The sequence below is a fragment of the Massilia mucilaginosa genome, from assembly GCF_011682145.1.
GTDB classification, from domain to species: Bacteria; Pseudomonadota; Gammaproteobacteria; order Burkholderiales; family Burkholderiaceae_D; genus Telluria_A; species Telluria_A mucilaginosa.
The window spans coordinates 1-23,983 of record NZ_WHJH01000047.1; the positions used below are offsets into that span (position 1 = coordinate 1).

Consider the following 23,983-nt stretch of genomic DNA (forward strand, 5'->3'; position numbering starts at 1 on the left):
TCGCGGCAACGTGCTTCTCCCAAAAAACGGTCGTGTTTTCCATGCTTGCTCCGGTATCAAATCGAAGTAGCAAGAATGCGGAAATTCGGATTAGCCAGCAAGTCTGGGGTTTATGGAGCGCTTACGGCAATTCCCCCTCGCCGCAGTTACACACTGGCGCCCATGCCAGCAACCACAGGGCTAATGTCGCAAGGGTTTCTGAACGCGCAATAGACGCGAAAGCCGTTGCGAATCAAATGGTTGCGGCAGAGCGTGCAATGCCGACGTCGCAGGTTTCTGAACGGATCGGCGGCGAGTGCGCGGCCGGCGCCGGACCTCCAGCTTGGCCGGGCCGGCCCGGCGGCTGCGAGGTAACAAGTAACGCGCGTGCGCGCAAGGAGCCGGTCCAGCTCTCATCGTGTTGTGGCGGCTGGTCGCCTGTGAGTGCGGTCGCGCGGACCAGTCTACAGAGGTGCGCTGACCAGCGTGGGCGGCCTTTCAGTGGCGCCGTGACGGCGCTAGAACTGGCAGCGGCGGGCTTCCTGTGCCATCGGTATGGGCAAAGTGCCGGAAAGTGCCGGGAAGTGCAGCTTAACGCCGCACGGTGTCCGGGCTGGATGGCACAGCGCAAGGTCGACCGTGATACATTCGATTAGCCAGCGCGCTACTTCGGGCAGGCCAGCGGCGGGAACTGAGGGCCGGAGGACGCAATGGCAAAGTAAGATGCCTTAAGCAGTTGTGGCAGCAGGAAAAAACTTCTTGCGGCGCTCTTTGACGATGTCAGGTACATACCGATTTTTCTCAGTTCGGTTACCGAGGCCCAGCAATTCATAAAGCGAGCCCCCTATTCCGGGAAGCACACTTTCTCCATCAGCGGCTTTTTCGCTATCCGTGACGAAGTGCACAAACTTAAACTTTGAGCTAATTGCGTCAGGGAACTCTTGCGCTAAGCGATCTTCAGCACCCACTAGCATGACCGGGGACGCAACAAAGATTTCCGATGGATCGGCGAACGAAATTGCGCGAGTCAAGTTGGTCTTAACTACGCAGGCGCCAGAGATAATTGCCTTCACGACAACAAACGTCGAATGTTTGGGGTCGAAGTCCTCTTTATACTGTCGAGTAATTGGGGAGAGCGATACCCCGTTCTTGCTAATCTTGTCATTCCACAAGCAGATAAGGTGAAGGCGACTACCGAAGCCGCGCTGCTCTAGTTCCTCGATCAGTCCACGTCCGAGAAAATCCGCATCCTCGACAGTGCAGACCACGCATATGTCGTTCTCAAGGCCTTTGTCAAGTTGAGGCGCCACACCGGCACCAAGGTGCTTACCAATCTGACGCATTTGATCACGATACTTCAGCGGATTATTCTGGATAGTGTGGAGCTCTTCCACCAGTTGTCGAGCAACCGGATCATGATTAGAGTAGGAAGTGAAAGTTCTCATGGCAGTAGCTCCTCAAAGCCATCAAATGTCGTCGGTTGTTTAAGTTCAATTAATGCCTGAAAGTCATTGAAGCGTTCATCAGCACAATCGAAATCTAACGCGCCATGTGTTCCAAAACCTGACCACGCAAAGAACCCTTGGGTGACATCGTACGTTAATCCCGATATTCCAGCAAGAGTATTGACAAACTGAGCACGCAGGTGTACTTGCTCAACGACTCCAACTCTTCTAAGCTGGTGAGGGAGATAGCGCTGTGCAACATCTAGCACATCGTCCACGCTGCCGCCGTCCGGGAAATCGCCACAGGCCATCACGAGCACGCCTAACACACCAGCGAGTTGGTCATCAGTTGGATTGCGCGACCGCGCCAGACTGCCGAGTACGCTGTGAAAGGACGGGTTCTCAATTACCCAACGGTTTAGGGTCGGGCTATACGGGAAATGAATCACGCCGGAATGGGACCTGATTGCGGCCGGCACATCAGCACTGAGCTTAGCCGCAAGCGCGGTTGAGGATACGACGATACTTGTCTTGGGTGTTGGCTGTTGAAGAAAGTTCGCGAGACGATACTGGTACGAAAAATCGGTTACAACCGGGTGCTCGCCTGCTGTCCAACTGATTGTTGCTGCGTTTTTCAGCTGGAAATAATTCGTTGCCATTGCGTCCCGAATCACCACGTCATCTACAAAGCTCTGCGCCTGGCCACTCACGTGAGGCCATGGATCGGTTGTTGACGTACGAAGTGAAACGATCTCTGCAACCTTATACGCAAGAAATAGATCCTCATATCGCGTTCCCTTCTTGCCATTCTGACCGCCACGATGCTTATTCGCTGCGTAGTTAGCGGCGGCTTGACCCAAACCGCACGCAATTATTGCCGCTGCGGTGGTTGAAGCCACTCCAGGAACATTTTGGGACGGTGGTTGAGTCATCAGAACCTTGAAAGTTTCCGTAAGAAATTCCTACATGGTGCCTACACGGCGCAGGATAAAAAAAGCCCAGCCATATTTGGCCGGGCTAAGTTATTGATTTTATTGGTGCCGACTGCCGGTTTCGAACTGGCCACCTGATGATTACAAATCAACTGCTCTACCAAATGAGCTAAGTCGGCGAAACTTTTACAGCTGCGATTATACGCTATTTGATGCGCGTGAGCGTCGGACGGCCACCTTTTTTAGGCGGATCGTTGTTGTCGTCCGGCGCCGGCGCGGTCGCCGGCACGCCCGTCGGCGCACTGTCCGCACCCGTGACCGGCACGCTCTGCAAGCCCACCGGCGGCACCTTGGCCAGCGCCGGCACGCTCGACAGCGGGCTGTCGGTCGGCTGGCTGGCCGCGTTCTCGGACGCCGTGCTGCTCACTTCGAACGCCATCCCCTGGCCGTTCTCGTTGCCGTAGATCGCCAGCACATTTTGCACCGGTACGTAAATCTCGCGCGAGACGCCGCCGAAGCGGGCGTGGAACTGGATCGCGTCATTGTCCATCTTCAGGCCCGAGGTGGCGCCGAAGCTGATGTTAAGAACGATTTCGCCTTTTTTGACGAATTCCATCGGCACCGTCGTAGCGGCGTCGACCTTGACGGCGAGGTAGGGCGTGAACCCGTTGTCGGTGCACCACTCGTAAATGGCGCGCAGCAGGTAGGGCTTGGTTGAGATCTCGGGCATGTTCTGTCGTGGTGTGATACGCGGTGATCACGCCAGTCTACTGCGATTGGCCCGAAGGCGTCGTGACTGGCGTGATACGGAAGTTGCGGTAAGCGTCGGCCGCCGATCAGCGGCGCATGACTTTCTCGGACGGGGTCAGCGCTTCGATGTAGGCCGGACGCGAGAAAATGCGCTCGGCGTACTTCATCAGCGGCGCTGCCGTCTTCGACAGTTCGATGCCGTAGTGGTCCAGGCGCCACAGCAGCGGGGCCACCGCCACGTCGAGCATCGAGAATTCGTCGCCGAGCATGTACTTGTTCTTCAGGAACAGCGGCGCGAGCGTGGTCAGGCGGTCGCGGATTTCGGCGCGGGCCTTGTCGTGGCTCTTGTCGTTGGCCTTGGCGCGCTCGCTTTCGAGCACGTGCACATGGACGAACAATTCTTTTTCGAAGTTGAACAGCATCAGGCGCGCGCGCGCGCGCATCAGCGGATCGGCCGGCATCAGTTGCGGATGCGGGAAGCGCTCGTCGATGTATTCGTTGATGATGTTCGATTCGTACAGGATCAGTTCGCGCTCGACCAGGATCGGTACCTGGCCGTACGGATTCATCGTCGAGATGTCTTCTGGCTTGTTAAACAGGTCCACATCGCGCACTTCGAAGTCCATGCCCTTTTCGAACAGGACCAGGCGGCAGCGTTGGGAAAACGGGCACGTGGTGCCGGAGTAGAGAACCATCATTTTTATAGTTCCTTAGAAACAAAGGGGGTGAAACGACGAGCGGATCACCCCGAAATGTGCCCGCTGAATGACTCAGCGGGCAATGAATGAAGCGTGCAGCCTGCCTTACTTGACTTCTTTCCAGAACGATGCGCTCAGGCGCCATGCGAACAGGGCGAAGATCGACATCAGGAACAAGACCCACACGCCCAGGCTCTTGCGGGTGGCGGCGGCCGGCTCGGCCATCCACTCGAGGTAGGCAACCAGGTCGGCCGTCGCTTCGTCGAACTGGAGCGGCGTCATGGTGCCAGGCGTCACTTGGGTAAAGCCAGCGAACTTGTGCACGGTTTTGCTTGCATCATGCGGATCTTTGACTTCATCCATCTTGACGGTGCGCACACCCTGCTGTTGCCACATGACGTGCGGCATGGCGACGTTGGCCACCACCATGTTGTTCCATCCGGTCGGACGGGTATCGTCCTTGTAGAAGGTACGCAGGTAGGTGTACAGATAGTCGGGGCCGCTGCCGGCCGAGGAGGCCTTGGCGCGCGCGATCACGGACAGGTCGGGCGGTACCACGCCGAACCATTCCTTGGCGTCGGCCGGGCGCAGCGCGGTGGTCATCAGCGCGCCGACTTTTTCACCGGTAAACAGCAGGTTTTCCTTGATTTGCTCTTCCGTCAGCCCCAGGTCTTTCAGGCGGTTGTAGCGCATCGAGGAAGCCGAGTGGCAGTTCAGGCAATGGTTGACGAACAGCTTGGCGCCGTTTTGCAGCGAGGCCAGGGCCGGGCGCGCAGGCGCCTTGTCCAGCGGATGGGTGCCTTCGCTGGCCAACGCCAGGCCCGGCAGCAATGCCAGGATCGCGATCAGTTTTTTCGGAAAATTCATGTAATGTCCTTTTGCTGTGATGTCGTCGATTAGTGCGGATGGAACGTCACACGTTTCGGCACGGGCTTGAAGGTGCCCATCGAGCTCCACCAAGGCATCAACATGAAGAAACCGAAGTACAACAGCGTGCACACTTGCGATGCGGCCGTGAAGAAGGCGGTCGGCAACTGGGTGCCGAGGTAGCCCAGGGTCACGAACGACAGGCCGAACACCATGTACACATACTTGTGCCAGTCGGGACGGTAGCGGATCGACTTGACCGGCGACTTGTCCAGCCACGGCAGGGCGGCGATGATCATCACCGACGAACCGAACAGGACCACGCCCCAGAATTTCGCATCGAGCACCTGCGGCAGCATGCCGATGATGACCAGCAGCGCGAAACCGGCGATGGCGGCCTTGACGATGAACGGCAGGCGCGTCTTGACCCAGATGAAGGCCACGTACAGGGCGATCGCACCCATCAGCACATACATGAAGTCGGCCGTGGTGGCGCGCAGCACCGAGTAGAACGGCGTGAAGTACCAGGTCGGGGCGATGTGCGCCGGGGTCTTGAGCGAATCGGCCGGGATGAAGTTGTTGTACTCCAGGAAGTAGCCGCCCATTTCCGGGGCAAAGAACACCACCGCGCTGAAGATCAGCAGGAACACCGACACGCCGAACAGATCGTGCGCCGAGTAGTAAGGATGCGACGGGATCGAATCGAGCGGATGGCCGTCCGGACCCAGGGTTTCCTTGACTTCGATGCCGTCAGGATTGTTCGAACCGACTTCGTGCAGCGCGATCAGGTGGGCGGCAACCAGGCCCAGCAGAACCAGCGGGATCGCGATCACGTGGAAGGCGAAGAAGCGGTTCAGGGTGGCGTCGGAAACAACGTAGTCGCCGCGGATCCACAGCGACAGGTCGGGGCCGATGAAAGGAATCGCACCGAACAGGTTGACGATCACCTGGGCGCCCCAGTACGACATCTGGCCCCATGGCAGCAGGTAGCCGAAGAAGGCTTCGGCCATCAGGCACAGGAAGATCGCAAAGCCGAACAGCCAGATCAGTTCGCGCGGTTTGCGGTAGGAACCGTACAGAAGGCCGCGCGTCATGTGCAGATAGACGATGATGAAGAAGGCCGAGGCGCCGGTCGAGTGCATGTAGCGCACCAGCCAGCCCCACGGTACTTCGCGCATGATGTATTCAACCGAACCGAAGGCCAGGTTGGCGTCCGGCTTGTAGTGCATGGTCAGGAAGATACCTGTGACGATCTGCAATACCAGCACCAGCATCGCGAGCGAGCCGAAGATGTACCAGAAATTGAAGTTTTTCGGGGCGTAGTACTGGCCCCACTGGTCGTTCCAGAGTTTGGTCAGGGGAAAGCGGTCGTCCACCCAGCCCAGTGCCTTGTCGGCCACCGGCGCATTCGCGGGGAACTTGGTTTCTTTGAAAGCGGCCATGGTTATGCCTCGCCTTTCTCGTCTTTACCGATGATCAACTTGTCGCCCACGTACATGTGGCGCGGCACTTCGAGGTTGTCCGGCGCCGGCTTGTTCTTGAACACGCGGCCGGCCAGGTCGAAGGTCGAACCGTGGCAAGGGCACAGGAAACCGCCCGCCCAGTCGTCCGGCAGGTTGGGCTGGGCGCCTTCCGCGAACTTCGAGGTTGGCGAGCAGCCCAGGTGCGAGCAGATGCCGACCGCGACCAGGTAGTCGGGCTTGATCGAACGGTGTTCGTTGCGCGCGTACTCGGGCGTGAGCATGTCCGGCGTACGCTCGGACTTCGGATCGGCGACCGCGTTGTCGGTCTTTTTCAGCGACGCCAGCATTTCCGACGAACGCTTGAGAATCCACACGGGCTTGCCGCGCCATTCCACGGTTTTCATTTCGCCGACAGCCATGCCGGCAATATCCACTTCCACCGGCGCGCCAGCGGCTTTTGCCTTCTCCGACGGCTGGAATGTGCTTACCAAGGCTCCCGCCGTGGCCAAACCGACAACACCACCCGCCGCGCACGTAGCGGCGAGCATGACGCGTCGGCCCGGATCGACCTGCTTTTCGTTACTCATACCAACCCCAATCAGTCAAAATGCGAAATCTTAAAAAGCTACTTAGAGCTTCTAGCAACCTTAAATTATAAGGGAAGAGGGGGGCGAGTTAAAGAAAAAATGTTGCTCGTGCGCCTGTCAAGAGCGAATCATCGCCAATTTGAAACGAATCGGCCGCCCGTTGCCGGCATTTCGCGCGCGCCGGCCCTGTTTGCGGGGCGATAGCGGTGCGCTGGGAACCGATGACACGGTTTGGTTTCTAACAGCGGTGCGGTATGATCGGGGATGGCTATTTCACAATCCTAGGGTGGCAAGAATGACGATGATGAGCGAGTTCCGGCAGTTCGCAATGAAGGGCAATGTGGTCGATCTCGCCGTCGGCGTGATCATCGGTGGTGCTTTCGGCAAGATTGTCGATTCACTGGTGCAAGACATCATCATGCCGCCCATCGGCCGCCTGTTCGGCGGGCTCGATTTCGCCAATTACTATATCCCGCTCAACAACCAGGCCATGAACCTGACCCTGGTCGAAGCCAAGAAAGCCGGCGCGGTGCTCGCGTACGGCAATTTCCTCACCATCCTGCTCAATTTCATCATTCTCGCCTTCATCATCTTCCAGATGATCCGCCTGATGAACAAGCTGCGCCGCGCCGAGGAAGCGCCTGCGGTGGCGGCCGCGCCGACCCCCGAAGACGTGCTGCTGCTGCGCGAGATCCGGGATTCCCTGAAAAAATAGACAGGAGGGCGCGATGCGGCGCTGCTGGTTGTTGTTTTCGCAAGTGGTGACGATTGCCCTGGCCCTGTACTTCGTGGCCGCGGCGCTGCGCCCGGACTGGCTGGCGTGGCCGGCGCGCCGGGTTGAACCGGCCAAGGTCGCCAGCAACGTGTCGGTGCTGCAGGCGCCCGGCGCGGCGCCGGCCTCGGGCAGCTATCGCGAGGCGGCCGGGCGCGCCATGCCGGCCGTCGTCAACATCCTCACGAGCAAGAACCAGGGACGCGAGCATCCGCTGCTGAAAGACCCGTTCTTCCGCCGCTTTTTCGGCGACCGCCTGCCGCCCGGGGAGCAGCAGGCCAGCCTCGGCTCCGGCGTGATCGTCAGCCCGGACGGCTATATTCTCACCAACAACCATGTGATCGAAGGCGCCGACCAGATCCAGGTGGTGCTGGCGGACGGGCGCAAGGCGCCGGCGCGCCTGGTCGGCACCGACCCCGAGACCGACCTGGCGGTGATCCGGATTGAGGCGCGCAACCTGCCCGCGATCGTGCTCGGCAACGACGACGCCGTGCGCGTGGGCGACGTGGTGCTGGCCATCGGCAACCCGTTCGGGGTCGGCCAGACCGTCACCCTGGGCATCGTGTCCGCGCTCGGGCGCAACAACCTGCACATCAACCAGTTCGAGAACTTCATCCAGACCGACGCCGCGATCAACTTCGGCAACTCGGGCGGCGCCCTGGTCGATACCAACGGCAACCTGCTCGGCATCAATTCGGCCATCTATTCGCAGAGCGGCGGCTCGGTCGGGATCGGTTTTGCGATTCCCGTCACCACCGCCAGGACCGTGCTCGACGCCATCATCCGCCACGGCGCCGTGGTGCGCGGCTGGATCGGCATCGAAACCCAGGACATCACGCCCGAGCTGGCCGACAGCTTCGGGCTGGCGCAGCAAAGCGGCACCATCATCGCCGGCGTGGTGCGCAACGGCCCGGCCGACCGCGCCGGGCTGCGTCCGGGCGACATCTTGCTGGCGGTCGACGGCAAAGAGGCCGGCAACACCAACGACACCTTGAACCTGATCGCGCAGCTGGCGCCGGGCGGCAAGGCTACAATGACCGTGATGCGCAAGAACCGCCCGGCAAAGGTCGACGTCACCATCGGCAAGCGCCCGCGTCCGCAGTAAGGACTCCCGGGGACCTCGACACCCCCTTCTTTTTTGGATTGACAATGCATTTGCGCGACCTGACGCAGTTTTTGAACGAATTAAGCGAAAATAACAACCGTCCCTGGTTCATCATGAACAAGCCGCGCTACGATATCTTGCGCGAAGAATTCCTGGCCGTCGTGACCGAACTGATTAGCGAACTGAGCAAATTCGACCGGCAGGTGGCGGCCTGCAATCCCAAGAAAGCCATGTTCCGGATCAACCGCGACATCCGCTTCGCCACCGACAAGCGCCCGTACAAGACGCGCTTTTCGGCCGGCATCACGCCCAGGGATTTGCGGCGCCCGAGTGCCGGTGGCGGTTCCACCTACTATTTCCAGATCGACGGCAGCGGCAAGCTGCAGTTCGGGGTCGGCGAATACCTGCCGCCGGCGCCGCGCCTGAAGGCGATCCGCGAGCACATCGTCAACGATGCGACAGGATTTGCCAAAGTAATGAAGAATAGACAACTGCGCGCCACCTACGGCGACCTGCTGGACGAAGACAAGCTGCAGCGTCCGCCCAAGGGCTTCGATCCGCAGCACGTGCATGTCGAGTATCTGAAGCTGAAAAGCTTTTTTGTCTGGACCGCGATCGACCTCAAGGTCAATCAGCCGGACCAGCTGGTGCCGGACCTGGCGCGCGGATTCAAAGATGCCTTCGCGCTGGTGACGTGGTTGCGCAGCGTGGAGATGAGCAATCCGGAAGAATAAAGGGAAACATCATGGCCTTACAACATGCCGCCTCGGGCGAACTGATTCCACTGCAACGCGGCGACGACGACATTGCCCATTTCACCTCGGTGGCGCTGGCCAAGACCGAGAACATGGAGCTGATCCGGCTGGTGCTGCCGAAGGACCGCGACATGCCGGTGCACAAGGTCGATGGCGAGATTACCTTGCTGTGCCTGCAGGGCGAGATCGTCTGCGATGCGTACGGCAAGAGCGTGCTGCTGCGCCCCGGCGAGATGCTGTACCTGCTGGGCGGCGTGCCGCATGGCTTGCGCGCGAACGAAGATGCGGTCGCGCTGTTGACCATCTTGCTCAAGCCCTGAGGCCGGGGCGGTGGCAAGGGACGGGTTAAGATGGTACTGAGCACATTCCTTCGGAGAATCCCATGGACCGCCACCGTTTTTTGATACTTGCGTTCGCCTTGAGCGTGATGCGGGCGGGAGCCGCTGCCGAGAGCGGCGACATCCACGTTTCCACGCTGGTCGGCAGCGACCCGGCCACCAGTGTCGCCGAACTGGTCATGGGCGAAGCCTATCGCCGTATCGGCCGGGTGCTGGTGGTGCACAAGCTGCCCGGAGAACGCACCCTGATGATGGCTAACGAAGGCCGGATGGATGGCGAGCTGTATCGAAAGGTCGGCATGGAGCGGGACTATCCGAACCTGACGATCGTTCCCGTGCCCTTGCTGACCTATGAGATCGTCATCTTCACGCGCGGGACCGATTTCGTCGTCAACGGCTGGGAAAGTTTGCGGCCGTTCACGATTGGCTATGTGCGCGGTATCAAGATCGTCAAGGAAAATACGGCGGGCATGAAGACCGAAGCGGTGCCTGCCATGGGACAGGCTTTCCAGAAGCTGGCCATGGGCCGCACCGATGTCGTGGTCGGCAACCGCCTGTCGGGACTGGCTGCCGCCGAGACCCTCGGGATCGACGATGTGCGCGTGCTCTCGCCCGCACTGGCCTCGTTCCCGGTCTACCACTACGTGAACAAGAAGCACGCCGCGCTGGTGCCGGCACTGGTGGCGGCCCTGCAGGCAATGAAGGCGGACAAGACCATCGACAGGCTGCAGAAACAGGGCGCGCGCGGCGCGCGGCCCTGATGTGCGGCGGCGCGCAGTGCCCGTTCCGGGCAATCGGCGCCGCCTGAGGCCCTGCGTCAGGTCAATTCATCGCGCGGATCGCGCGCCAGCAATTGCGCCAGCATCGCCTGCGGCGTTCCGCCGTCGAACAGCACGCCGGCCACCGCGTTGGTGATCGGCATATCCACTCCCAGCGTGAGGGCCAGCGCCCGTACCGCCTTGGCGCACGGCACGCCTTCGGCCACGTGCCCGAGTTCGGCCACGATGGTTGCCAGGGCCTTGCCCTGCGCCAGCCCCAGCCCCACGCGCCGGTTGCGCGACAAGTCGCCGGTGCAGGTCAAAATCAGGTCGCCCATCCCGGTCAAGCCCATGAAGGTTCCCGCAACCCCGCCCAGCGCCATGCCCAGCCGCGTGATTTCGGCCAGCCCGCGCGTGATCAGCGCCGCGCGCGCATTCAGGCCCAGCCCCAGTCCATCGGCCACGCCGGTGGCGATCGCCAGCACGTTCTTGACCGCGCCGCCCACTTCCACGCCGACCAGGTCGTCGCAGGAATACACGCGGATATTGCCGCCATGCACAGTGGACACCACCCGCTCGCGCAGCATCTCCGAGCGCGACGCCACTGTCAGCGCACACGGCAGGCCGCGCGCGACTTCCTGCGCGAACGACGGTCCCGACAGCGCGGCGCCGGCCACCCCGGCGCCCAGCACCTGGCCGACCACCTGATGCGGCAACAGGCCGGTATCGCCCTCGAAGCCCTTGCAAAGCCAGACGATGTGCGAGATTGCGTGCGGTTTGAGTTGCAGCAGCAGCGGCCGCAGCCCGGCCACCGGACAGGCCGCGATCAGCAGCGGGGCCTGGTCCTCGGGCGTGCCGAGCACATGCGCCAGCGCGGCATCGAAGTCGGCCGTCACCCGCAGCCCGGGCGGAAACGCGCAGCCGGCCAGGTAGGCGCGGTTCTCGCGCTGCGCGCCCATCGCCGCCATGGCGCCGCCGTTGCGGCCCCACATCAGCACATCATGGCGCGCCGCCAGGGCGATCGCCACGGCCGTGCCCCAGGCGCCCGCGCCCAGCACCGTGATCTTGCGGTTTGAAACGTTGTGCGTGCTCGTTGGCATGGGGCTCAGGTGCCCCACACGTCGGCGGCGCGCATATAGCCGCTGATGCCGTCACGATGACGGACTTTGATCCAGCCCGAGGCCGGGGCATCGAGCAGTTCCAGCAGCACGCCCTTGTCGGCGGTCATCACCGGATTGGCGTCGGCGTCGGCCGTGCCGCGCACTTTGGCGTTGGCGCTGCGCACCACCACGGTGCGGCGCGGGCTCAGCGATTTGGCTTCGGCCCAGGCCAGGTCGCCGCCGGCGTCGCGCAGCTTGACCCAGTCGCCATAGGTGAGCACGACTTCGACCGGCATGCCGCGCGGCGCGATGAACAGCTTGGCGCCTTTGAGCGAGGGTGCGTCATACAGGATCAGGCTGGCCGCGCCGACGCTCTTGAATTCGAGGGCGTGCGCGCAAGCCGGGGCCAGCACGAATGCGGCACTGAGAAGAAAACGGGGAATTGTCATTGCGTGGCCTTCGCCGTGAGAGTGCAGGGTGGCGGCCGCCAGCGGCAAGGGAGACCCGTGCCTGGACAGGACCCGCGCGCAGTCGATGGAGTCGATAGCGCGCGGGCGGCCCGGCCCACCCTGCGGCTTGCCTAGAGCCTATCTCGGCAGACCGGAGTCGCTGCTGGCGCGCCTGGCAGGCGGGGGCGGCGTTGCTCGTCGTTGCATGGCTAGCCATGCGGCCTCCTCGCGCCTTGCCCGCGCCGGCCATGCACTGCCACCAGCTTCCCCCGGTCTACCGAAATAGGCTCTAGTGTGCTGCGGTGTCGGCTGGGGCAGCGGCGGCTGCTTCAGCGAGCGCCTGGCGGCGCTGCTGGTAGAACACTTCGAAATTGATCTCTGCCAGATGCACAGGCGGGAAGCCGGCACGGGTGATCACGTCGGCGATATTGCCGCGCAGGTAAGGGTAAACGATGTTCGGGCAGCCGATTCCCAGCAGGGGATCCATCTGGTCCGCAGGAATGTTGCGCGCTTCGAAGATACCAGCTTGCTTGCCTTCAACCAGGAACGCAACCTTGTCCTTGACCTTGGCGGTCACGGTGATGGTGACGGTCGACTCGTAGATGCCGTCGGCGATGGCTTCGGCGCCAACGTCCAGCGACACTTCGATCGACGGCGCTTCTTGCTCGAGGAAGATGGCTGGGGAATTCGGCTGTTCCAGCGACATGTCTTTCAGGTAGACGCGTTGGATTTGGAATACGGGTTGCAGATTTTCGTCAGACATGGAACGCTTTCGTTGAGAAATTAACAGAACGGCGACACGCCGTTCCCTCTGTGCTTGGACTTCAAACGCGACGGCAATTGTAGCAAAATCATACGACTTGAAATAGTTTTGCGCAATCGATTACCGGCGACCCGGGACTATATGCCGATCAAACCCCTTTTAACAAGGGATCGAGTCGTCCTTGTTGATCGAGCGCATACAAATCGTCGAAACCGCCGACGTGCGTCTCGCCCACGTAAATCTGGGGCACGGTGCGGCGTCCGGTCCTGTTCATCATGACCACTTTCTGGTCCGGGTCGAGGTCGACGCGGATTTTCTCGATATCGGTCACGCCCTTCGCTTCAAGCAGGCGCTCGGCGCGCACGCAATACGGGCAGGAGGCGGTATGGTAGAGCACTACATGGGCTGTCATGGTGTTTCCTTTCTCACTTTGCAATCGGCAAGCCAGCGGCTTGCCATGCGGTCTGGCCACCGTCGAGGCTGAACACGTCGGTAAAACCGGCGCCTTCGAGGATCTTGATGGCCTTGTCGGCACGCGCGCCGGTCTGGCACACGACGACAACGGTTTTGCTTTTCGCCTTGTCGAGCTCGGCTATGCGGGATGACAAGTCTGCCAGCGGAATGTTTTTCGCGTCGCGCAAATGCCCGTTTGCAAATTCTTCCGCCGTGCGCACGTCCACCACCACGGTCTTGCCGCGGTTGATGAGCTGGGTCACCTGCAAGGTGGAAGCACGTTTTCCGCGTGGTTGCAGCGCCGGCCAGAGCAGGGCGCCACCCGACAGCACGACGATGCTGACGATAAAAATATGGTCAATAATGAATTTCACGGGGTTCCAATGGTTTAGGACAATCCGCGCATTATAAAATAGAAGCCGGATCTGCTATAACTTCACCTTTGCTGCATCGATAGTTAGCGCTGGCACTCACCATTTTCGCATCGCACCCCTTTTCCTCACTCTTTTGAAAAATTGCTTATGTACAAAATTGTCTTCATGCGCCACGGCGAATCCACCTGGAACCTCGAGAACCGCTTCACCGGCTGGACCGACGTCGACCTGACCGAAAAAGGCGTGCGCGAAGCGCGCAGCGCCGGCCAGGTGCTCAAAGAGGCCGGCTTCACCTTCGACGTGGCCTACACCTCGGTGCTCAAGCGCGCCATCCGCACCCTGTGGCTGGCGCTCGACGACATGGACATGATGTGGCTGCCGATCAAGAACGACTGGCGCCTCAACGAGCGCCACTACGGCGCCCTGCAGGGCCTGGACAAGGGCGAGACCGCCGCCAAGTACGGCGACGCCCAGGTGCTGGTCTGGCGCCGCAGCTACGACACGCCGCCGCCGGCGCTCGAAGCGTCCGACGAGCGCACCTCGTTCAACGATCCGCGCTACAACGGCGTGCCGAAAGACAGCATTCCCCTGACCGAATGCCTGAAAGACACCGTGGCGCGCGTGATGCCGGTGTGGGATGAGGAAATCGCCCCGGCCATCCGCGCCGGCAAGAAAATCCTGATCTCGGCCCACGGCAACAGCCTGCGCGCCCTGATCAAAATGCTCGACGGCATCAGCGACGACGACATCGTGGGCCTGAACATCCCCAACGGCCAGCCGCTGGTGTACGAGCTCGACGCCGACCTGAAACCGATCCGCCACTACTACCTGGGCGACCAGGATGCCATCGCCGCCGCCGTCGCGGCGGTTGCCAATCAAGGGAAGGCCAAGTAAGTTTTGTCTTTCAAGTTCAAGCAGTTAGCGGCCGGAGCCTTGTGTGCGCTCCTGGCCGTCGCCACGTGCGGCGCGGCTAGCGCGCCGGCTCCCCGCCAGACCGAACGCTCCAAGCAGAAAGTGCTGGCGGAGAAGACGCGCGCCGGCATCCAGCAAAAACTGGCCGAGCTCAAGCGCGAAGTCAGCAAGACCGAAAGCGAGCGCGAGGATGCGGCCGACACCCTGGCCGAGTCCGAGGAAGCCATTTCCAACGCCAACCGCGTGCTGCGCGAGCTCGCCAGCGAACAGAGCGACACCAGCGCCACCGTGGCCGAACTGGCCGCCTCGCAAGAGCAGCTGGCCGCCACCATCGTCAGCCAGAAACAGCAACTCTCGCGCCTGTTGCGCGAGCAATACGTGGCCGGCAACGAAGACCGCATCAAGCTGCTGCTGTCGGGCGACAATCCGAACCGCATCAACCGCGATTTGCAGCTGATGGCCTATGTCTCGAAAGCCCAGGCCAGGCTGCTCGCCTCGCTGCACGGCAACCTGGCCGCTGTCGCCAGCAACCGCGACAAGGCTGAAAACGCGCGCGAAGAACTCGACGAAATCGCCCAGGAAGAGCGCGAACAGAAAGCCGTGCTGGTCAAGGAAAAGGCGCGCCGCGCCGCCTTGCTCGGTTCGCTGTCGGAACGGCTCGCCGAGCAGCGCAAGGAAATCGGCGGCCTGGAACGCGACGAGCAGCGCATGGCCGGGCTGGTCGACAAGCTCTCCAAATTGATCAAGGAACAGGCCGAAGCGGCGGCCGCCGAGCAGCGCCGCCAGGAAGCGCTGGCCGCCGCGCGCGCCAAGGCCGCCGAGCAGGCCCGGGTGCTGGCGGCGGCCAAAAAAGCCGAACGCCGTGCCGAACGCGAGCGCGAACGGGAGCGCGAACGCGAACGCCTGGCGCGCGAAGCGGCCAAAAAGCCGCCCAAGATCGACCCGCGCACCGGCGCCAGGACCCCGCCGGCTCCGGTCCCGGTACCGGTTCCGGTCCCGCTGGACCCGATCGACGACGACGACGCACCGGTGCTCGCGCAAGTGCCCGAGAAGCCGGAACCGGCGCCGCCGCGCAAACCCGACATCGCGCTCGCGCCGGCCATGCTCGACGGCGCTTTCGCCAGCCTGCGCGGCAAGCTGCGCGCGCCCGTGTCCGGCAAGCTGGCGGCCCGTTTCGGCGCCAAGCGCGGCAGCGGACCGAGCTGGAAAGGGATGTTCATCAAGGCCGCCGAAGGCAGCGAAGTGCGCGCCGTCGCTGGCGGGCGGGTCGTGTTCGCGCGCTGGATGCGCGGCTTCGGCAACCTGATCCTGGTCGACCATGGCAGCGAATACCTCTCGATCTACGGCAACAACCAGGCCCTGCTGAAACGCGAGGGCGACGCCGTCAAAGGAGGCGACCCCATCGCCAGCGCGGGAAACACCGGCGGCAACGAGGAATCGGGGCTATACTTTGAAATCAGGCACAAGGGTGCGGCAGTCGATCCGGCGGGCTGGGTGAATTTCTGACGGTATTACTATAGGTAGAAGAATGAAAGTCAAAAGTATCGGCCTGATCGGCATTGGGATGGTGGCCGGCGTGGCCGCGTCCTTCCAGTTTTCGGCCATGGCGCAAAAACCCGGCGGCGCGCCCCTGCCGCTCGACGAGCTGCGCCAGCTCACCGATGTCTTCGGCCTGATCAAATCCGACTACGTCGAGCCGGTCGAAGACCGCAAGCTGCTGTCGGAAGCGATCACCGGCATGGTGGCCTCGCTCGACCCGCACTCGGTCTACCTCGACAAGAAAGCCCTGCGCGAAATGCAGGAAAGCATGCAGGGCCGCTTCGTCGGCCTCGGCATCGAAGTGGCCATGGAAGAAGGCTACGTCAAGATCGTGACCCCGATCGAAGATTCGCCGGCCTTCCGCGCCGGCATCAAGGCGGGCGACCTGATCACCCGCATCGACAGCACCCCGATCAAGGGCATGTCGCTGGACGAAGCGATCAAGAAAATGCGCGGCGAGCCGAAAAGCCGTGTCGTGCTGACGATTGCGCGCAAGGGCGACGACATGCCGTGGATCGTGCCGCTGGTGCGCGAAGAAATCCGCGTGCAGAGCGTCAAGGCCAAGATGGTCGAGCCGGGCTACGGCTGGCTGCGCATCAGCCAGTTCCAGGAACAGACCGTGGACGACATGGTCAAGAAGGTCAACGCGCTGTACGCCCAGGACCCCAAGCTCAAGGGCCTGGTGCTGGACCTGCGCAACGATCCGGGCGGCTTGCTGCCGGGCGCCATCGGCGTCTCGGCCGCGTTCCTGCCGCATGACAAGCCGATCGTCTCGACCGCCGGCCAGCGGCGCGACTCGAACGAAGTGTTCTACGGCCGCCGCGAATTCTACGCCGCCCGCAGCGGCGCCGATCCGCTGGCCAAGCTGCCGGCCGCGCTGAAAAACGTGCCGGTGATCGTGCTGGTCAACACCGGCTCGGCCTCGGCCTCCGAAATCGTCGCCGGCGCCCTGCAGGATTACAAGCGCGCCATCATCATGGGCACCCAGACCTTCGGCAAGGGCTCGGTGCAAACCTTGCGCCCGCTCACCAAAGACACCGCCGTCAAGCTCACCACCGCGCGCTACTTCACCCCGAACGGGCGCTCGATCCAGGCCAAGGGCATCGTGCCCGACGTCATGGTCGACGAAACCGCCGAGGGCGACGGCTTGAACAGCCTGCGCGTGCGCGAAGCCGACCTCGAAAAGCACCTGTCCGACGGCAGCGGCAAGGATAGCGTCGATGCGGGCCGCGCGCGCCGCGACGAAGTCGAAGAAGACCAGCGCGCGCAGAGCCTGGCGCGCAGCCGCAAGCCGCTCGAATTCGGCAGCAAGGACGACTTCCAGCTGGCCCAGGCCCTGAAGCATTTCAAGGGCTTGCCGGTCAAACTGTCCAAGGTCGAACCGGTGCACGACAAGGAAGCCGAAAAATCGAAGGAAAAGGCGGCGCCGGGCGTCAAGCTGCCGGCGACCGAGGTCAAACCGCCCGAACTCAACAAAGGCGACAAGAAATAATGCAGCACAGTACGGCCCGCACGCGATGAACGACAAGCAGCTGCTGCGCTATTCGCGCCATATCCTGCTCGACGAGATCGGCATCGAAGGCCAGCAGCGGGCGCTGGCGGCGAGCGCGCTCGTCATCGGCGCCGGCGGGCTCGGTTCGCCGGCGGCCCTGTACCTGGCCTCGGCCGGGATCGGGCGCATCGTGCTGGTCGACGATGACGAGGTCGATCTGACCAACCTGCAGCGCCAGATTCTGCACACCACCGAGCGGGTGGGGCAGCCCAAGGCCGAGTCGGGGCGCGCCGCGCTGCTGGCGCTCAATCCCGAGATCGAGGTGGTGGCCTTGCGCGAGCGGGCCGATGACGCACGCCTGGCCGAGCTGGTCGGGCAGGCCTCGGTGGTACTCGATTGCAGCGACAATTTTGCCACCCGTCACGCGGTCAACCGGGCTTGCGTGGCGCACACCGTGCCGCTGGTGTCGGGGGCGGTGATCCGTTTTGATGGGCAGATCAGCGTGTTCGATCCGCGCGCCAAGGAGTCGCCTTGCTACAGTTGCCTGTTTCCGCAAGACCAGCGCTTTGAAGACGTGGCGTGCAGCACCATGGGCGTGTTCGCGCCCTTGGTGGGCGTGGTCGGCGCGATGCAGGCGGCCGAGGCGCTCAAGCTGGTGATGCAGATCGGGCAATCGCTGGCGGGACGCCTGCTGCTGCTCGACGGGCGCGCCATGGAGTGGACCAGCATCGGCGTGGCGCGCAATGCGGGGTGCCCGGTGTGCGGGAGCGCCGGTTGCGTGTAAGCCTGCTAGCGCCTCCTTCAAACTCTGACCTCAAGACGGCTATAAATGAGGCGGTCAATGATGCTGCACCGTACGGATTAGCGCGCTTTTCACCCTCTCTCTTCCCCCCAACATAGTCATTTGTGCATTTGTCTTTCTGACATTGCTCTAGACCGTACTTTGCCGTGCTATTCTTGCGACCCAGCACAATTCCAACCATCCCGTCCAGGAGATGCATCACATGAAACGTCCGCTCGTCCTTGCTGTCGCTGCCGCCCTGAGCTGGTCGGCGCACGCCGCCACCCAGACCATCCGCTACGAAATGCACGCCGAGAACGGCAAGCGCATCGGTGAACAGGTCGTCGAGCGCGACGACGATGGCCTCACCCGCGTACGCTTCATCTACAAGGACAACGGCCGCGGCCCCGAGCTGACCGAGCAATTCCGCCTGGGCGCCGACGGCACCATGACCGACTACACGGTCAAGGGCAACTCGACCTACGGCGCGGTGGTGGACGACCGCTTCGAACGCAAGGGCGACAAGGCCAGCTGGAAATCGACCTCCGAAACCGGCGAAAAATCGATTGTCGGCCCGGCCATGTACGTGCCCCTGAACAGCTCGGCCGAAATGGCCTCGATCGCCATCGCCGCCCTGGCCGCCAGCCCGAGCGGCAGCCTGCCGCTGCTGCCTTCCGGCACCCTGACCCAGCGCAAGCTCGATGAAGTGGAAGTCTCCGCCAACGGCAAGACCCGCAAGGTGCAGCTGTTCGCCCAGACGGGCCTGGGCATGTCGCCGCAATTCTACTGGGCCACCACCGACGCCAGGCCGCGCCTGTTCGCGATGGTGATCCCCGGCTTCATGACCGCCGCCGAAGAAGGCTGGAACAGCGTCGGCAAGGTGCTGGCCGAACGCCAGAAACTGGCCGAAAGCAAAATGCTGACCGACCTCGCCAGCCAGCTCCAGCACAAGCTGACCGGTTTGACGGTGGTCAGGAACGCGCGCATCTTCGACAGCGAAAAAGCCACCGTCGGCGCGCCGTCCGACGTGTATGTGCTGCGCGGGCGCATCAGCGCGATCCTGCCGGCCGGCGCCCCGGTGCGCGGCGCGGTCAACGAAATCGACGCCGCCGGCCGCATCATGCTGCCCGGCCTGTTCGACATGCACGGCCACGTGGGCCGCTGGGACGGCGGCCTGAACCTGGCTGCGGGCGTGACCACGGTGCGCGACATGGGCAACGATAACGCGCAATTGCAGCAGATCCTCGACGAAGTCGCCGATGGCCGCCTGCTCTCGCCGCAAGTGGTCCCAACCGGTTTCCTGGAAGGCGAAAGCCCGTTCTCGTCGAACGGCGGCTTCGTGGTCAAGGACTTGCCGGCCGCTAAGAATGCGATCGACTGGTACGCCGAGCACGGCTATCCGCAGCTGAAGATCTACAACTCCTTCCCCAAGGCGATCCTGAAAGACACCGTCGCCTACGCCCACCTGCGCGGCCTGCGCGTGTCGGGCCACGTTCCGGTCGGCCTGCGCGCGCATGAAGCGCTGGACGCCGGCTACGATGAAATCCAGCACATCAACCAGGTCATGCTCAACTTCCTGGCCACGCCGGAAACCGAAACGCGCACCCTGGAACGCTTCATCCTGCCGTCCGAAAAAGTGGCCGGCCTGGACTTCGCTTCGCCCAGGGTCAAGCAATTCATCGCGCGCCTGAAAGCCAAGCAGATCGTGATCGATCCGACCCTGGCGACCTTTGCCTTCCTGAAGCAGCGCGACGGCGACCTGAACGAGCCCTTCGTGGCCGTGGCCGAGCACATGCCGCCGGATGTGAAGCGCGGCTTTTATGTCGGTACCATGAAGATCGCCGACGACGCGGCCCAGAAGCTGTACGAAAAATCCTACGCCAAGATGGTCGACTTCGTCGGCCTCCTGTACAAGGCGGGCGTGCCGATCGTGGCCGGCACCGACGAAATGGCCGGCTTCACCCTGCAGGCCGAGCTCGAACTGCTGGTCAAGGCCGGCCTCACGCCAGCCCAGGCGATCCAGGTCGCCACCCTCAACGGCGCGCGCTACACCCGCACCCTGGCCGACCGTGGCACGGTCACCCAGGGCAAGCTGGCCGACCTGGTGCTGGTCGACGGCGATCCGACCAAGCAGATCGGCGACATCCGCAAGGTGGCGGCGGTGATCACGCGCGGTTACGTGATCTATCCGCATGAAGTCGACAAGGCACTCGGCATCGTGCCTTTCGTCAAGGATGCGCCGATGCTCAAGGCGCTCGCGCCGGTCTCGAGCAACCTGGCCGAGGGCGGCAATGATGGCGGCTGCATCGCTTCACGGGCAGTAGTGCCCGCCATCACCACTGATTGAGCAAAGCTTGCGCGCGGCGGCACTGTCGATTTGTCCATCATTGGAAAGCGCCGCCGCACTGCCTTACAATGAAACCGTCGATCCGCCCGATCGACAGCGCCGCCGGGTGTATCAAGGTAACTTGTATGACGTCCGGCAACGGAAGCTTCCACCTGCGCAATTATGACGGCGAGATGACGCAAAATAGCCCGCAGTTGGATAGCGACGGCGGGCCTTATTGGCCTTATACTCCGACTTCATCGTAGAACTTATTACAGACTGACTATGAAACTCGCTGCAAAACTTTCTCTTCGCCAGCGCCATGCGCGCGGCATGCGCGCCCCTGGTTTCACCCTGGTCGAAATCATGGTGGTGGTGGTCATCATCGGCGTGCTTGGCGCGCTGGTCGTGCCGAAGCTGCTCAGCCGCACCGTCGAGGCGCGCATCACCGCCGCCAAGAGCGATATCGCCAGCCTGAACCAGGCGCTCAAGCTGTACAAGCTGGACAACCAGCGCTACCCGACCACCGAGCAAAGCCTGAACGCGCTGGTCGCCAAGCCGAGCAACGGTCCGAGCGCCAACGGCTGGAAGTCGGGCGGCTACATCGATAAATTGCCGAAGGACCCGTGGGGCAACCCCTACCAGTTCCTCTCGCCCGGCGTGCAGGGCGAAGTCGACGTGTTCTCGCTCGGCGCCGACGGCTTGCCGGGCGGTACCGGCGACGACGCCGATATCGGTTCCTGGGAACAGTAAGCCGGCCCGGGTCGCTTGAGCGTGATGAAGGCACTGCGCGCCGCGCGCGGCTTCACCCTGATCGAGGTGATGGTCGTCATGGTCATCATGGGCATCGTGCTGGGCATGGTCTCGATCAATGCCATGCCGAGCCCGCGCCAGAACCTGGAGAACGAGGCGCGCCGCCTGGCCTTGCTGCTGCAGCTGGCGCGCGACGAAGCCATCGTGCGCAACCGCCTGGTGGCCTTCGAAGCCGATACCGAACGCTATCGCTTCCTGGTGCGTAACGAAGCGATCTGGGAACCGGTCACGCGCGACGACCTGCTGCGCGAGCGTCCCTTCAAGGGTGCGCCGGTGCAGCTGCTGCTCGACCCGCCGGTATCGGTCGGCGGCGGTCCGGTGCGCATCACCTTCGGGCGCGAGCCGGTCGACAAGCCGTTCGTGCTGACCCTGGCGATCGGCGACGACCGGGTTGCCATCCGGGCCGACGGCATCGGCCACTTTGTCGTTGAGTAAACCAGCTGAAAACATGATGCGCGCTCCTGACCGTTGTCCATCTTCCCGCCAGTCCGGCTTCACCCTGCTCGAAGTGCTGGTGGCGCTCGTCATCATCGGCACCGCGCTGGGCGCCTCGCTGCGCGCGGTGGGCAGCCTCACGTCCAACAGCGCCGGCCTGCGCGCCGCCATGATGGCCACCTGGTCGGCCGAAAACCGGCTGGTGCAGATCCGCCTGGCCAAGGAATATCCGGCCATCGGCAAGAACAGTTACGAATGTCCCCAGGGCGACCTCAAGCTGCTGTGCCAGGAAGAAGTGCTGGCCAGCCCGAATCCGCGCCTGCGCCGGGTCGAGGTCAGCGTGTTCGACAGCGCCAGTCCGGAACGCCGCATCATCAAGCTGGTCCAACTGGTGCTCAACGAATGAGTCGGCGCGGGCAGTACGGCAAACGGCAGCGGCAAGGTGGCTTCACCCTGATTGAACTGCTGGTGGCGATCAGTATCCTGGCCATCGTGGCGGTGCTCGGCTATCGCGGCCTGGACAGCATCGTGCGGGCGCGCGAAGCGCTCACCCTCCAGCTCGAATCGGCGCGCGGCATGCAGCTCGCCTTTGCCCAGATGCAGAGCGACTGCGAGCACCTGGCCACGCCAGGCCTGCTGCAGGGCCGTCCCTACCTGCTGTCCGCGCCCGACCGCCTGACCCTGGTGCGCAGCGTCTACAACGAAAACGACGCGGCCCGGATGCAAGTGGTCACTTACCGCATCGTCGAGCGCATGCTCACGCGGCGCGAAAGCAATGGCACGCGCGACCTAGTCCAGCTCGACGTGATGTGGCAGGCCGCCATCAGCAATGCCGACACCAGCCCGTCGGTCACCCTGCAATCGGGCGTGAGCGCGATGCAGATCATGACCTGGGAAAACAATGGCTGGCGCCAGAACACGCAGCCGCTGGCGCAGGCGGTCCCCACCCAGCAACAGCAGCAACAGCAGCAGCTGGCCCCGGTCGCGCCGCCCAGCCTGGCCCCGACCGGGCTCCAGGTGCAGTTGCAGGTCGACAATGTGGCGGCCGTGATGACCAAGTCCTTTCTGTTGGGGGGCATGTGATGCGCCGCCCCTATCCGCGCCGCCAGCAGGGCGTGGCCATCATCACGGCCCTGCTGCTGACCATGCTGTCGGTGACCATTGTCGCCAGCCTGTTCTGGCAGCAGCAGGTCCAGGTGCGCTCGATGGAAAACCAGCGCCTGCACTTGCAGACCAAGTGGATCCTGCGCGGCGCGCTCGACTGGGCGCGCCTGGTGCTGCGCCAGGACGGCATCGACAACCGCAGCCTGACCACCCTGAACGCGGTGTGGAACACGCCGCTGGCCGAAACCCGGCTCGACCAGTACATCGAGCGCGAGCGGGTCGAGGGCGAGGTGTTCGACGCCACCCTGTCGGGCCAGATCTCGGACGCCAACGCGCGCTACAACCTGCTCAACCTGGCCAACGGCCGCGATGTCGACAAGATCCACGTCGGCATCTACCAGCGCCTGCTGCAAAACCTGCAGCTCGACCCGGCCCTGGCCCAGCGCACCGCGCTGGCGGTGGCCGCCGGCGCGGTGGCGGAGGCAAAGAAACTCGACGAGAACGGCCAGCCGCCGCCGATCGACCCCGACGTGGTGACGGCCCCGGTCTCGAGCGACACGGCGCCGCTGGCCCTGACCCAGCTCGACGACCTGCTGTCGATTCCCGGCTACACCGTCGAAACGGTCAACCGCCTGCGCCCGTTCGCCATCGTGCTGCCCGAAAAGACCAGTATCAACGCCAACACCGCTCCGGCCGAAGTGCTGGCCGCGATCGTGGTCGGCATGTCGGTGTCGGAAGCGACCGCCCTGGTGGCGCGCCGCAAGACCGCGTATTTTCTGCATGACGACGGTTTCAAGGAACAGTTGTATGGCCACAAAGAAGACGTGATCAAGAAGACCTATAGTTTCAAGAGCGAATTTTTCCTGGTAAAAAGCCGGATCCGCCTGGACCGGGCCGCGCTCGACGCGGAAGCGCTGGTCAAGCGCGGGCTGGACGATCGTGTCACCACCACGACCGTCTGGGTACGGCAAAATTAAGAACGAAAGCGAGATG

The 23,983-nt window shown here is 62.9% G+C and carries 27 protein-coding genes and 1 tRNA gene; 15 read left to right on the plus strand and 13 right to left on the minus strand.

Going from position 1 to position 23,983, the window contains the following annotated elements:
* Positions 1-707: 707 nt before the first annotated feature.
* From F2P45_RS26310 to petA, 8 genes are all read right to left on the minus strand, one after another.
* Positions 708-1,424, minus strand: coding sequence for a hypothetical protein (locus F2P45_RS26310; RefSeq protein ID WP_166881181.1), 717 nt, complete (start codon positions 1,422-1,424; stop codon positions 708-710).
* A complete protein-coding gene (locus F2P45_RS26315; RefSeq protein WP_166881182.1) occupies positions 1,421-2,356 on the minus strand; it encodes a hypothetical protein in 936 nt (311 codons plus the stop codon). The genes F2P45_RS26310 and F2P45_RS26315 overlap by 4 nt, the downstream gene beginning before the upstream one ends.
* 103 nt (positions 2,357-2,459) lie before the next feature.
* Positions 2,460-2,535, minus strand: a tRNA-Thr gene (locus tag F2P45_RS26320).
* Between the two features lie 26 nt (positions 2,536-2,561).
* Positions 2,562-3,086 (minus strand): ClpXP protease specificity-enhancing factor, encoded by a 525-nt coding sequence (locus F2P45_RS26325; protein WP_166881183.1) that lies wholly within the window; start codon positions 3,084-3,086, stop codon positions 2,562-2,564.
* A gap of 106 nt (positions 3,087-3,192) precedes the next feature.
* Complete coding sequence (locus tag F2P45_RS26330) at positions 3,193-3,804, minus strand: glutathione S-transferase N-terminal domain-containing protein (RefSeq protein WP_054265664.1); 612 nt, start codon at positions 3,802-3,804, stop codon at positions 3,193-3,195.
* Between the two features lie 105 nt (positions 3,805-3,909).
* Positions 3,910-4,671 carry a cytochrome c1 gene (locus F2P45_RS26335; protein WP_166881184.1) on the minus strand — a complete coding sequence of 254 codons (762 nt, stop codon included), beginning with the start codon at positions 4,669-4,671 and terminating at the stop codon, positions 3,910-3,912.
* A 29-nt stretch (positions 4,672-4,700) separates the two neighbouring features.
* A complete protein-coding gene (locus tag F2P45_RS26340; protein ID WP_166881185.1) occupies positions 4,701-6,113 on the minus strand; it encodes a cytochrome b in 1,413 nt (470 codons plus the stop codon).
* 2 nt (positions 6,114-6,115) lie between these two features.
* On the minus strand, positions 6,116-6,721 hold the full coding sequence (petA, locus tag F2P45_RS26345; RefSeq protein WP_166881186.1) for a ubiquinol-cytochrome c reductase iron-sulfur subunit: 606 nt from the start codon (positions 6,719-6,721) through the stop codon (positions 6,116-6,118).
* A 295-nt stretch (positions 6,722-7,016) separates the two neighbouring features.
* Between petA and mscL the strand changes: the two genes are divergently transcribed.
* The 5 genes from mscL to F2P45_RS26370 all read left to right on the plus strand — a co-directional run bounded on the left by mscL (position 7,017) and on the right by F2P45_RS26370 (position 10,452).
* Positions 7,017-7,436, plus strand: coding sequence for a large conductance mechanosensitive channel protein MscL (gene mscL, locus F2P45_RS26350; protein WP_166881187.1), 420 nt, complete (start codon positions 7,017-7,019; stop codon positions 7,434-7,436).
* Between the two features lie 13 nt (positions 7,437-7,449).
* Positions 7,450-8,598: a Do family serine endopeptidase gene (locus F2P45_RS26355; protein ID WP_166881188.1), complete on the plus strand. Its 1,149-nt coding sequence runs from the start codon at positions 7,450-7,452 to the stop codon at positions 8,596-8,598.
* 44 nt (positions 8,599-8,642) lie between these two features.
* Positions 8,643-9,332 carry a DUF2461 domain-containing protein gene (locus F2P45_RS26360; RefSeq protein WP_166881189.1) on the plus strand — a complete coding sequence of 230 codons (690 nt, stop codon included), beginning with the start codon at positions 8,643-8,645 and terminating at the stop codon, positions 9,330-9,332.
* Positions 9,333-9,343: 11 nt separating this feature from the next.
* A complete protein-coding gene (locus tag F2P45_RS26365; protein ID WP_166881190.1) occupies positions 9,344-9,673 on the plus strand; it encodes a cupin domain-containing protein in 330 nt (109 codons plus the stop codon).
* Positions 9,674-9,735: 62 nt separating this feature from the next.
* Positions 9,736-10,452 carry a substrate-binding periplasmic protein gene (locus F2P45_RS26370; RefSeq protein ID WP_166881191.1) on the plus strand — a complete coding sequence of 239 codons (717 nt, stop codon included), beginning with the start codon at positions 9,736-9,738 and terminating at the stop codon, positions 10,450-10,452.
* Between the two features lie 56 nt (positions 10,453-10,508).
* Here the strand turns inward: F2P45_RS26370 and F2P45_RS26375 are convergent, their stop codons facing one another.
* The 5 genes from F2P45_RS26375 to F2P45_RS26395 all read right to left on the minus strand — a co-directional run bounded on the left by F2P45_RS26375 (position 10,509) and on the right by F2P45_RS26395 (position 13,588).
* Entirely contained in the window at positions 10,509-11,549 is a 1,041-nt protein-coding gene (locus tag F2P45_RS26375) for an NAD(P)H-dependent glycerol-3-phosphate dehydrogenase (protein ID WP_166881192.1), read from the minus strand.
* A gap of 5 nt (positions 11,550-11,554) precedes the next feature.
* Complete coding sequence (locus tag F2P45_RS26380; RefSeq protein ID WP_166881193.1) at positions 11,555-11,998, minus strand: SH3 domain-containing protein; 444 nt, start codon at positions 11,996-11,998, stop codon at positions 11,555-11,557.
* Positions 11,999-12,287: 289 nt separating this feature from the next.
* On the minus strand, positions 12,288-12,761 hold the full coding sequence (secB, locus tag F2P45_RS26385; protein ID WP_099873667.1) for a protein-export chaperone SecB: 474 nt from the start codon (positions 12,759-12,761) through the stop codon (positions 12,288-12,290).
* A 148-nt stretch (positions 12,762-12,909) separates the two neighbouring features.
* Positions 12,910-13,173 (minus strand): glutaredoxin 3, encoded by a 264-nt coding sequence (gene grxC / locus F2P45_RS26390; protein WP_166881194.1) that lies wholly within the window; start codon positions 13,171-13,173, stop codon positions 12,910-12,912.
* A gap of 13 nt (positions 13,174-13,186) precedes the next feature.
* A complete protein-coding gene (locus tag F2P45_RS26395) occupies positions 13,187-13,588 on the minus strand; it encodes a rhodanese-like domain-containing protein (RefSeq protein WP_166881195.1) in 402 nt (133 codons plus the stop codon).
* A gap of 147 nt (positions 13,589-13,735) precedes the next feature.
* Here F2P45_RS26395 and gpmA point away from each other — a divergent pair, with 147 nt between their 5' ends.
* The 10 genes from gpmA to gspK all read left to right on the plus strand — a co-directional run bounded on the left by gpmA (position 13,736) and on the right by gspK (position 23,967).
* Positions 13,736-14,482, plus strand: a complete 747-nt coding sequence (gpmA, locus tag F2P45_RS26400) for a 2,3-diphosphoglycerate-dependent phosphoglycerate mutase (RefSeq protein ID WP_166881196.1) — start codon at positions 13,736-13,738, stop codon at positions 14,480-14,482.
* Positions 14,483-14,521: 39 nt separating this feature from the next.
* On the plus strand, positions 14,522-16,006 hold the full coding sequence (locus tag F2P45_RS26405) for a murein hydrolase activator EnvC family protein (protein WP_166881197.1): 1,485 nt from the start codon (positions 14,522-14,524) through the stop codon (positions 16,004-16,006).
* A gap of 22 nt (positions 16,007-16,028) precedes the next feature.
* Complete coding sequence (locus tag F2P45_RS26410; protein WP_166881198.1) at positions 16,029-17,531, plus strand: S41 family peptidase; 1,503 nt, start codon at positions 16,029-16,031, stop codon at positions 17,529-17,531.
* Between the two features lie 25 nt (positions 17,532-17,556).
* Positions 17,557-18,315, plus strand: coding sequence for a HesA/MoeB/ThiF family protein (locus tag F2P45_RS26415; RefSeq protein ID WP_166881199.1), 759 nt, complete (start codon positions 17,557-17,559; stop codon positions 18,313-18,315).
* Between the two features lie 220 nt (positions 18,316-18,535).
* Positions 18,536-20,659 (plus strand): amidohydrolase family protein, encoded by a 2,124-nt coding sequence (locus tag F2P45_RS26420; RefSeq protein WP_166881200.1) that lies wholly within the window; start codon positions 18,536-18,538, stop codon positions 20,657-20,659.
* 264 nt (positions 20,660-20,923) lie between these two features.
* Positions 20,924-21,391 carry a type II secretion system major pseudopilin GspG gene (gene gspG / locus F2P45_RS26425; RefSeq protein ID WP_166881201.1) on the plus strand — a complete coding sequence of 156 codons (468 nt, stop codon included), beginning with the start codon at positions 20,924-20,926 and terminating at the stop codon, positions 21,389-21,391.
* 24 nt (positions 21,392-21,415) lie between these two features.
* Positions 21,416-21,886: a GspH/FimT family pseudopilin gene (locus tag F2P45_RS26430; RefSeq protein WP_166881202.1), complete on the plus strand. Its 471-nt coding sequence runs from the start codon at positions 21,416-21,418 to the stop codon at positions 21,884-21,886.
* 13 nt (positions 21,887-21,899) lie between these two features.
* Positions 21,900-22,292, plus strand: a complete 393-nt coding sequence (gene gspI / locus F2P45_RS26435) for a type II secretion system minor pseudopilin GspI (protein WP_229505317.1) — start codon at positions 21,900-21,902, stop codon at positions 22,290-22,292.
* Positions 22,289-22,969, plus strand: a complete 681-nt coding sequence (locus F2P45_RS26440; protein WP_166881203.1) for a PulJ/GspJ family protein — start codon at positions 22,289-22,291, stop codon at positions 22,967-22,969. The genes gspI and F2P45_RS26440 overlap by 4 nt, the downstream gene beginning before the upstream one ends.
* Complete coding sequence (gene gspK, locus F2P45_RS26445) at positions 22,969-23,967, plus strand: type II secretion system minor pseudopilin GspK (RefSeq protein ID WP_166881204.1); 999 nt, start codon at positions 22,969-22,971, stop codon at positions 23,965-23,967. Before F2P45_RS26440 ends, gspK begins: the two co-directional genes overlap by 1 nt.
* Positions 23,968-23,983 lie beyond the last annotated feature (16 nt).

What these genes read in the sequence shown, in the direction of transcription:
- F2P45_RS26310 (WP_166881181.1), bottom strand. Translation starts at nt 1,424, where the DNA reads ATGAGAACTTTCACTTCCTACTCTAATCATGATCCGGTTGCTCGACAA.
- F2P45_RS26315 (WP_166881182.1), bottom strand. Translation starts at nt 2,356, where the DNA reads ATGACTCAACCACCGTCCCAAAATGTTCCTGGAGTGGCTTCAACCACC.
- F2P45_RS26325 (WP_166881183.1), bottom strand. Translation starts at nt 3,086, where the DNA reads ATGCCCGAGATCTCAACCAAGCCCTACCTGCTGCGCGCCATTTACGAG.
- F2P45_RS26330 (WP_054265664.1), bottom strand. Translation starts at nt 3,804, where the DNA reads ATGATGGTTCTCTACTCCGGCACCACGTGCCCGTTTTCCCAACGCTGC.
- F2P45_RS26335 (WP_166881184.1), bottom strand. Translation starts at nt 4,671, where the DNA reads ATGAATTTTCCGAAAAAACTGATCGCGATCCTGGCATTGCTGCCGGGC.
- F2P45_RS26340 (WP_166881185.1), bottom strand. Translation starts at nt 6,113, where the DNA reads ATGGCCGCTTTCAAAGAAACCAAGTTCCCCGCGAATGCGCCGGTGGCC.
- petA (WP_166881186.1), bottom strand. Translation starts at nt 6,721, where the DNA reads ATGAGTAACGAAAAGCAGGTCGATCCGGGCCGACGCGTCATGCTCGCC.
- mscL (WP_166881187.1), top strand. Translation starts at nt 7,017, where the DNA reads ATGACGATGATGAGCGAGTTCCGGCAGTTCGCAATGAAGGGCAATGTG.
- F2P45_RS26355 (WP_166881188.1), top strand. Translation starts at nt 7,450, where the DNA reads ATGCGGCGCTGCTGGTTGTTGTTTTCGCAAGTGGTGACGATTGCCCTG.
- F2P45_RS26360 (WP_166881189.1), top strand. Translation starts at nt 8,643, where the DNA reads ATGCATTTGCGCGACCTGACGCAGTTTTTGAACGAATTAAGCGAAAAT.
- F2P45_RS26365 (WP_166881190.1), top strand. Translation starts at nt 9,344, where the DNA reads ATGGCCTTACAACATGCCGCCTCGGGCGAACTGATTCCACTGCAACGC.
- F2P45_RS26370 (WP_166881191.1), top strand. Translation starts at nt 9,736, where the DNA reads ATGGACCGCCACCGTTTTTTGATACTTGCGTTCGCCTTGAGCGTGATG.
- F2P45_RS26375 (WP_166881192.1), bottom strand. Translation starts at nt 11,549, where the DNA reads ATGCCAACGAGCACGCACAACGTTTCAAACCGCAAGATCACGGTGCTG.
- F2P45_RS26380 (WP_166881193.1), bottom strand. Translation starts at nt 11,998, where the DNA reads ATGACAATTCCCCGTTTTCTTCTCAGTGCCGCATTCGTGCTGGCCCCG.
- secB (WP_099873667.1), bottom strand. Translation starts at nt 12,761, where the DNA reads ATGTCTGACGAAAATCTGCAACCCGTATTCCAAATCCAACGCGTCTAC.
- grxC (WP_166881194.1), bottom strand. Translation starts at nt 13,173, where the DNA reads ATGACAGCCCATGTAGTGCTCTACCATACCGCCTCCTGCCCGTATTGC.
- gpmA (WP_166881196.1), top strand. Translation starts at nt 13,736, where the DNA reads ATGTACAAAATTGTCTTCATGCGCCACGGCGAATCCACCTGGAACCTC.
- F2P45_RS26410 (WP_166881198.1), top strand. Translation starts at nt 16,029, where the DNA reads ATGAAAGTCAAAAGTATCGGCCTGATCGGCATTGGGATGGTGGCCGGC.
- F2P45_RS26415 (WP_166881199.1), top strand. Translation starts at nt 17,557, where the DNA reads ATGAACGACAAGCAGCTGCTGCGCTATTCGCGCCATATCCTGCTCGAC.
- F2P45_RS26420 (WP_166881200.1), top strand. Translation starts at nt 18,536, where the DNA reads ATGAAACGTCCGCTCGTCCTTGCTGTCGCTGCCGCCCTGAGCTGGTCG.
- gspG (WP_166881201.1), top strand. Translation starts at nt 20,924, where the DNA reads ATGAAACTCGCTGCAAAACTTTCTCTTCGCCAGCGCCATGCGCGCGGC.
- F2P45_RS26430 (WP_166881202.1), top strand. Translation starts at nt 21,416, where the DNA reads ATGAAGGCACTGCGCGCCGCGCGCGGCTTCACCCTGATCGAGGTGATG.
- gspI (WP_229505317.1), top strand. Translation starts at nt 21,900, where the DNA reads ATGATGCGCGCTCCTGACCGTTGTCCATCTTCCCGCCAGTCCGGCTTC.
- F2P45_RS26440 (WP_166881203.1), top strand. Translation starts at nt 22,289, where the DNA reads ATGAGTCGGCGCGGGCAGTACGGCAAACGGCAGCGGCAAGGTGGCTTC.
- gspK (WP_166881204.1), top strand. Translation starts at nt 22,969, where the DNA reads ATGCGCCGCCCCTATCCGCGCCGCCAGCAGGGCGTGGCCATCATCACG.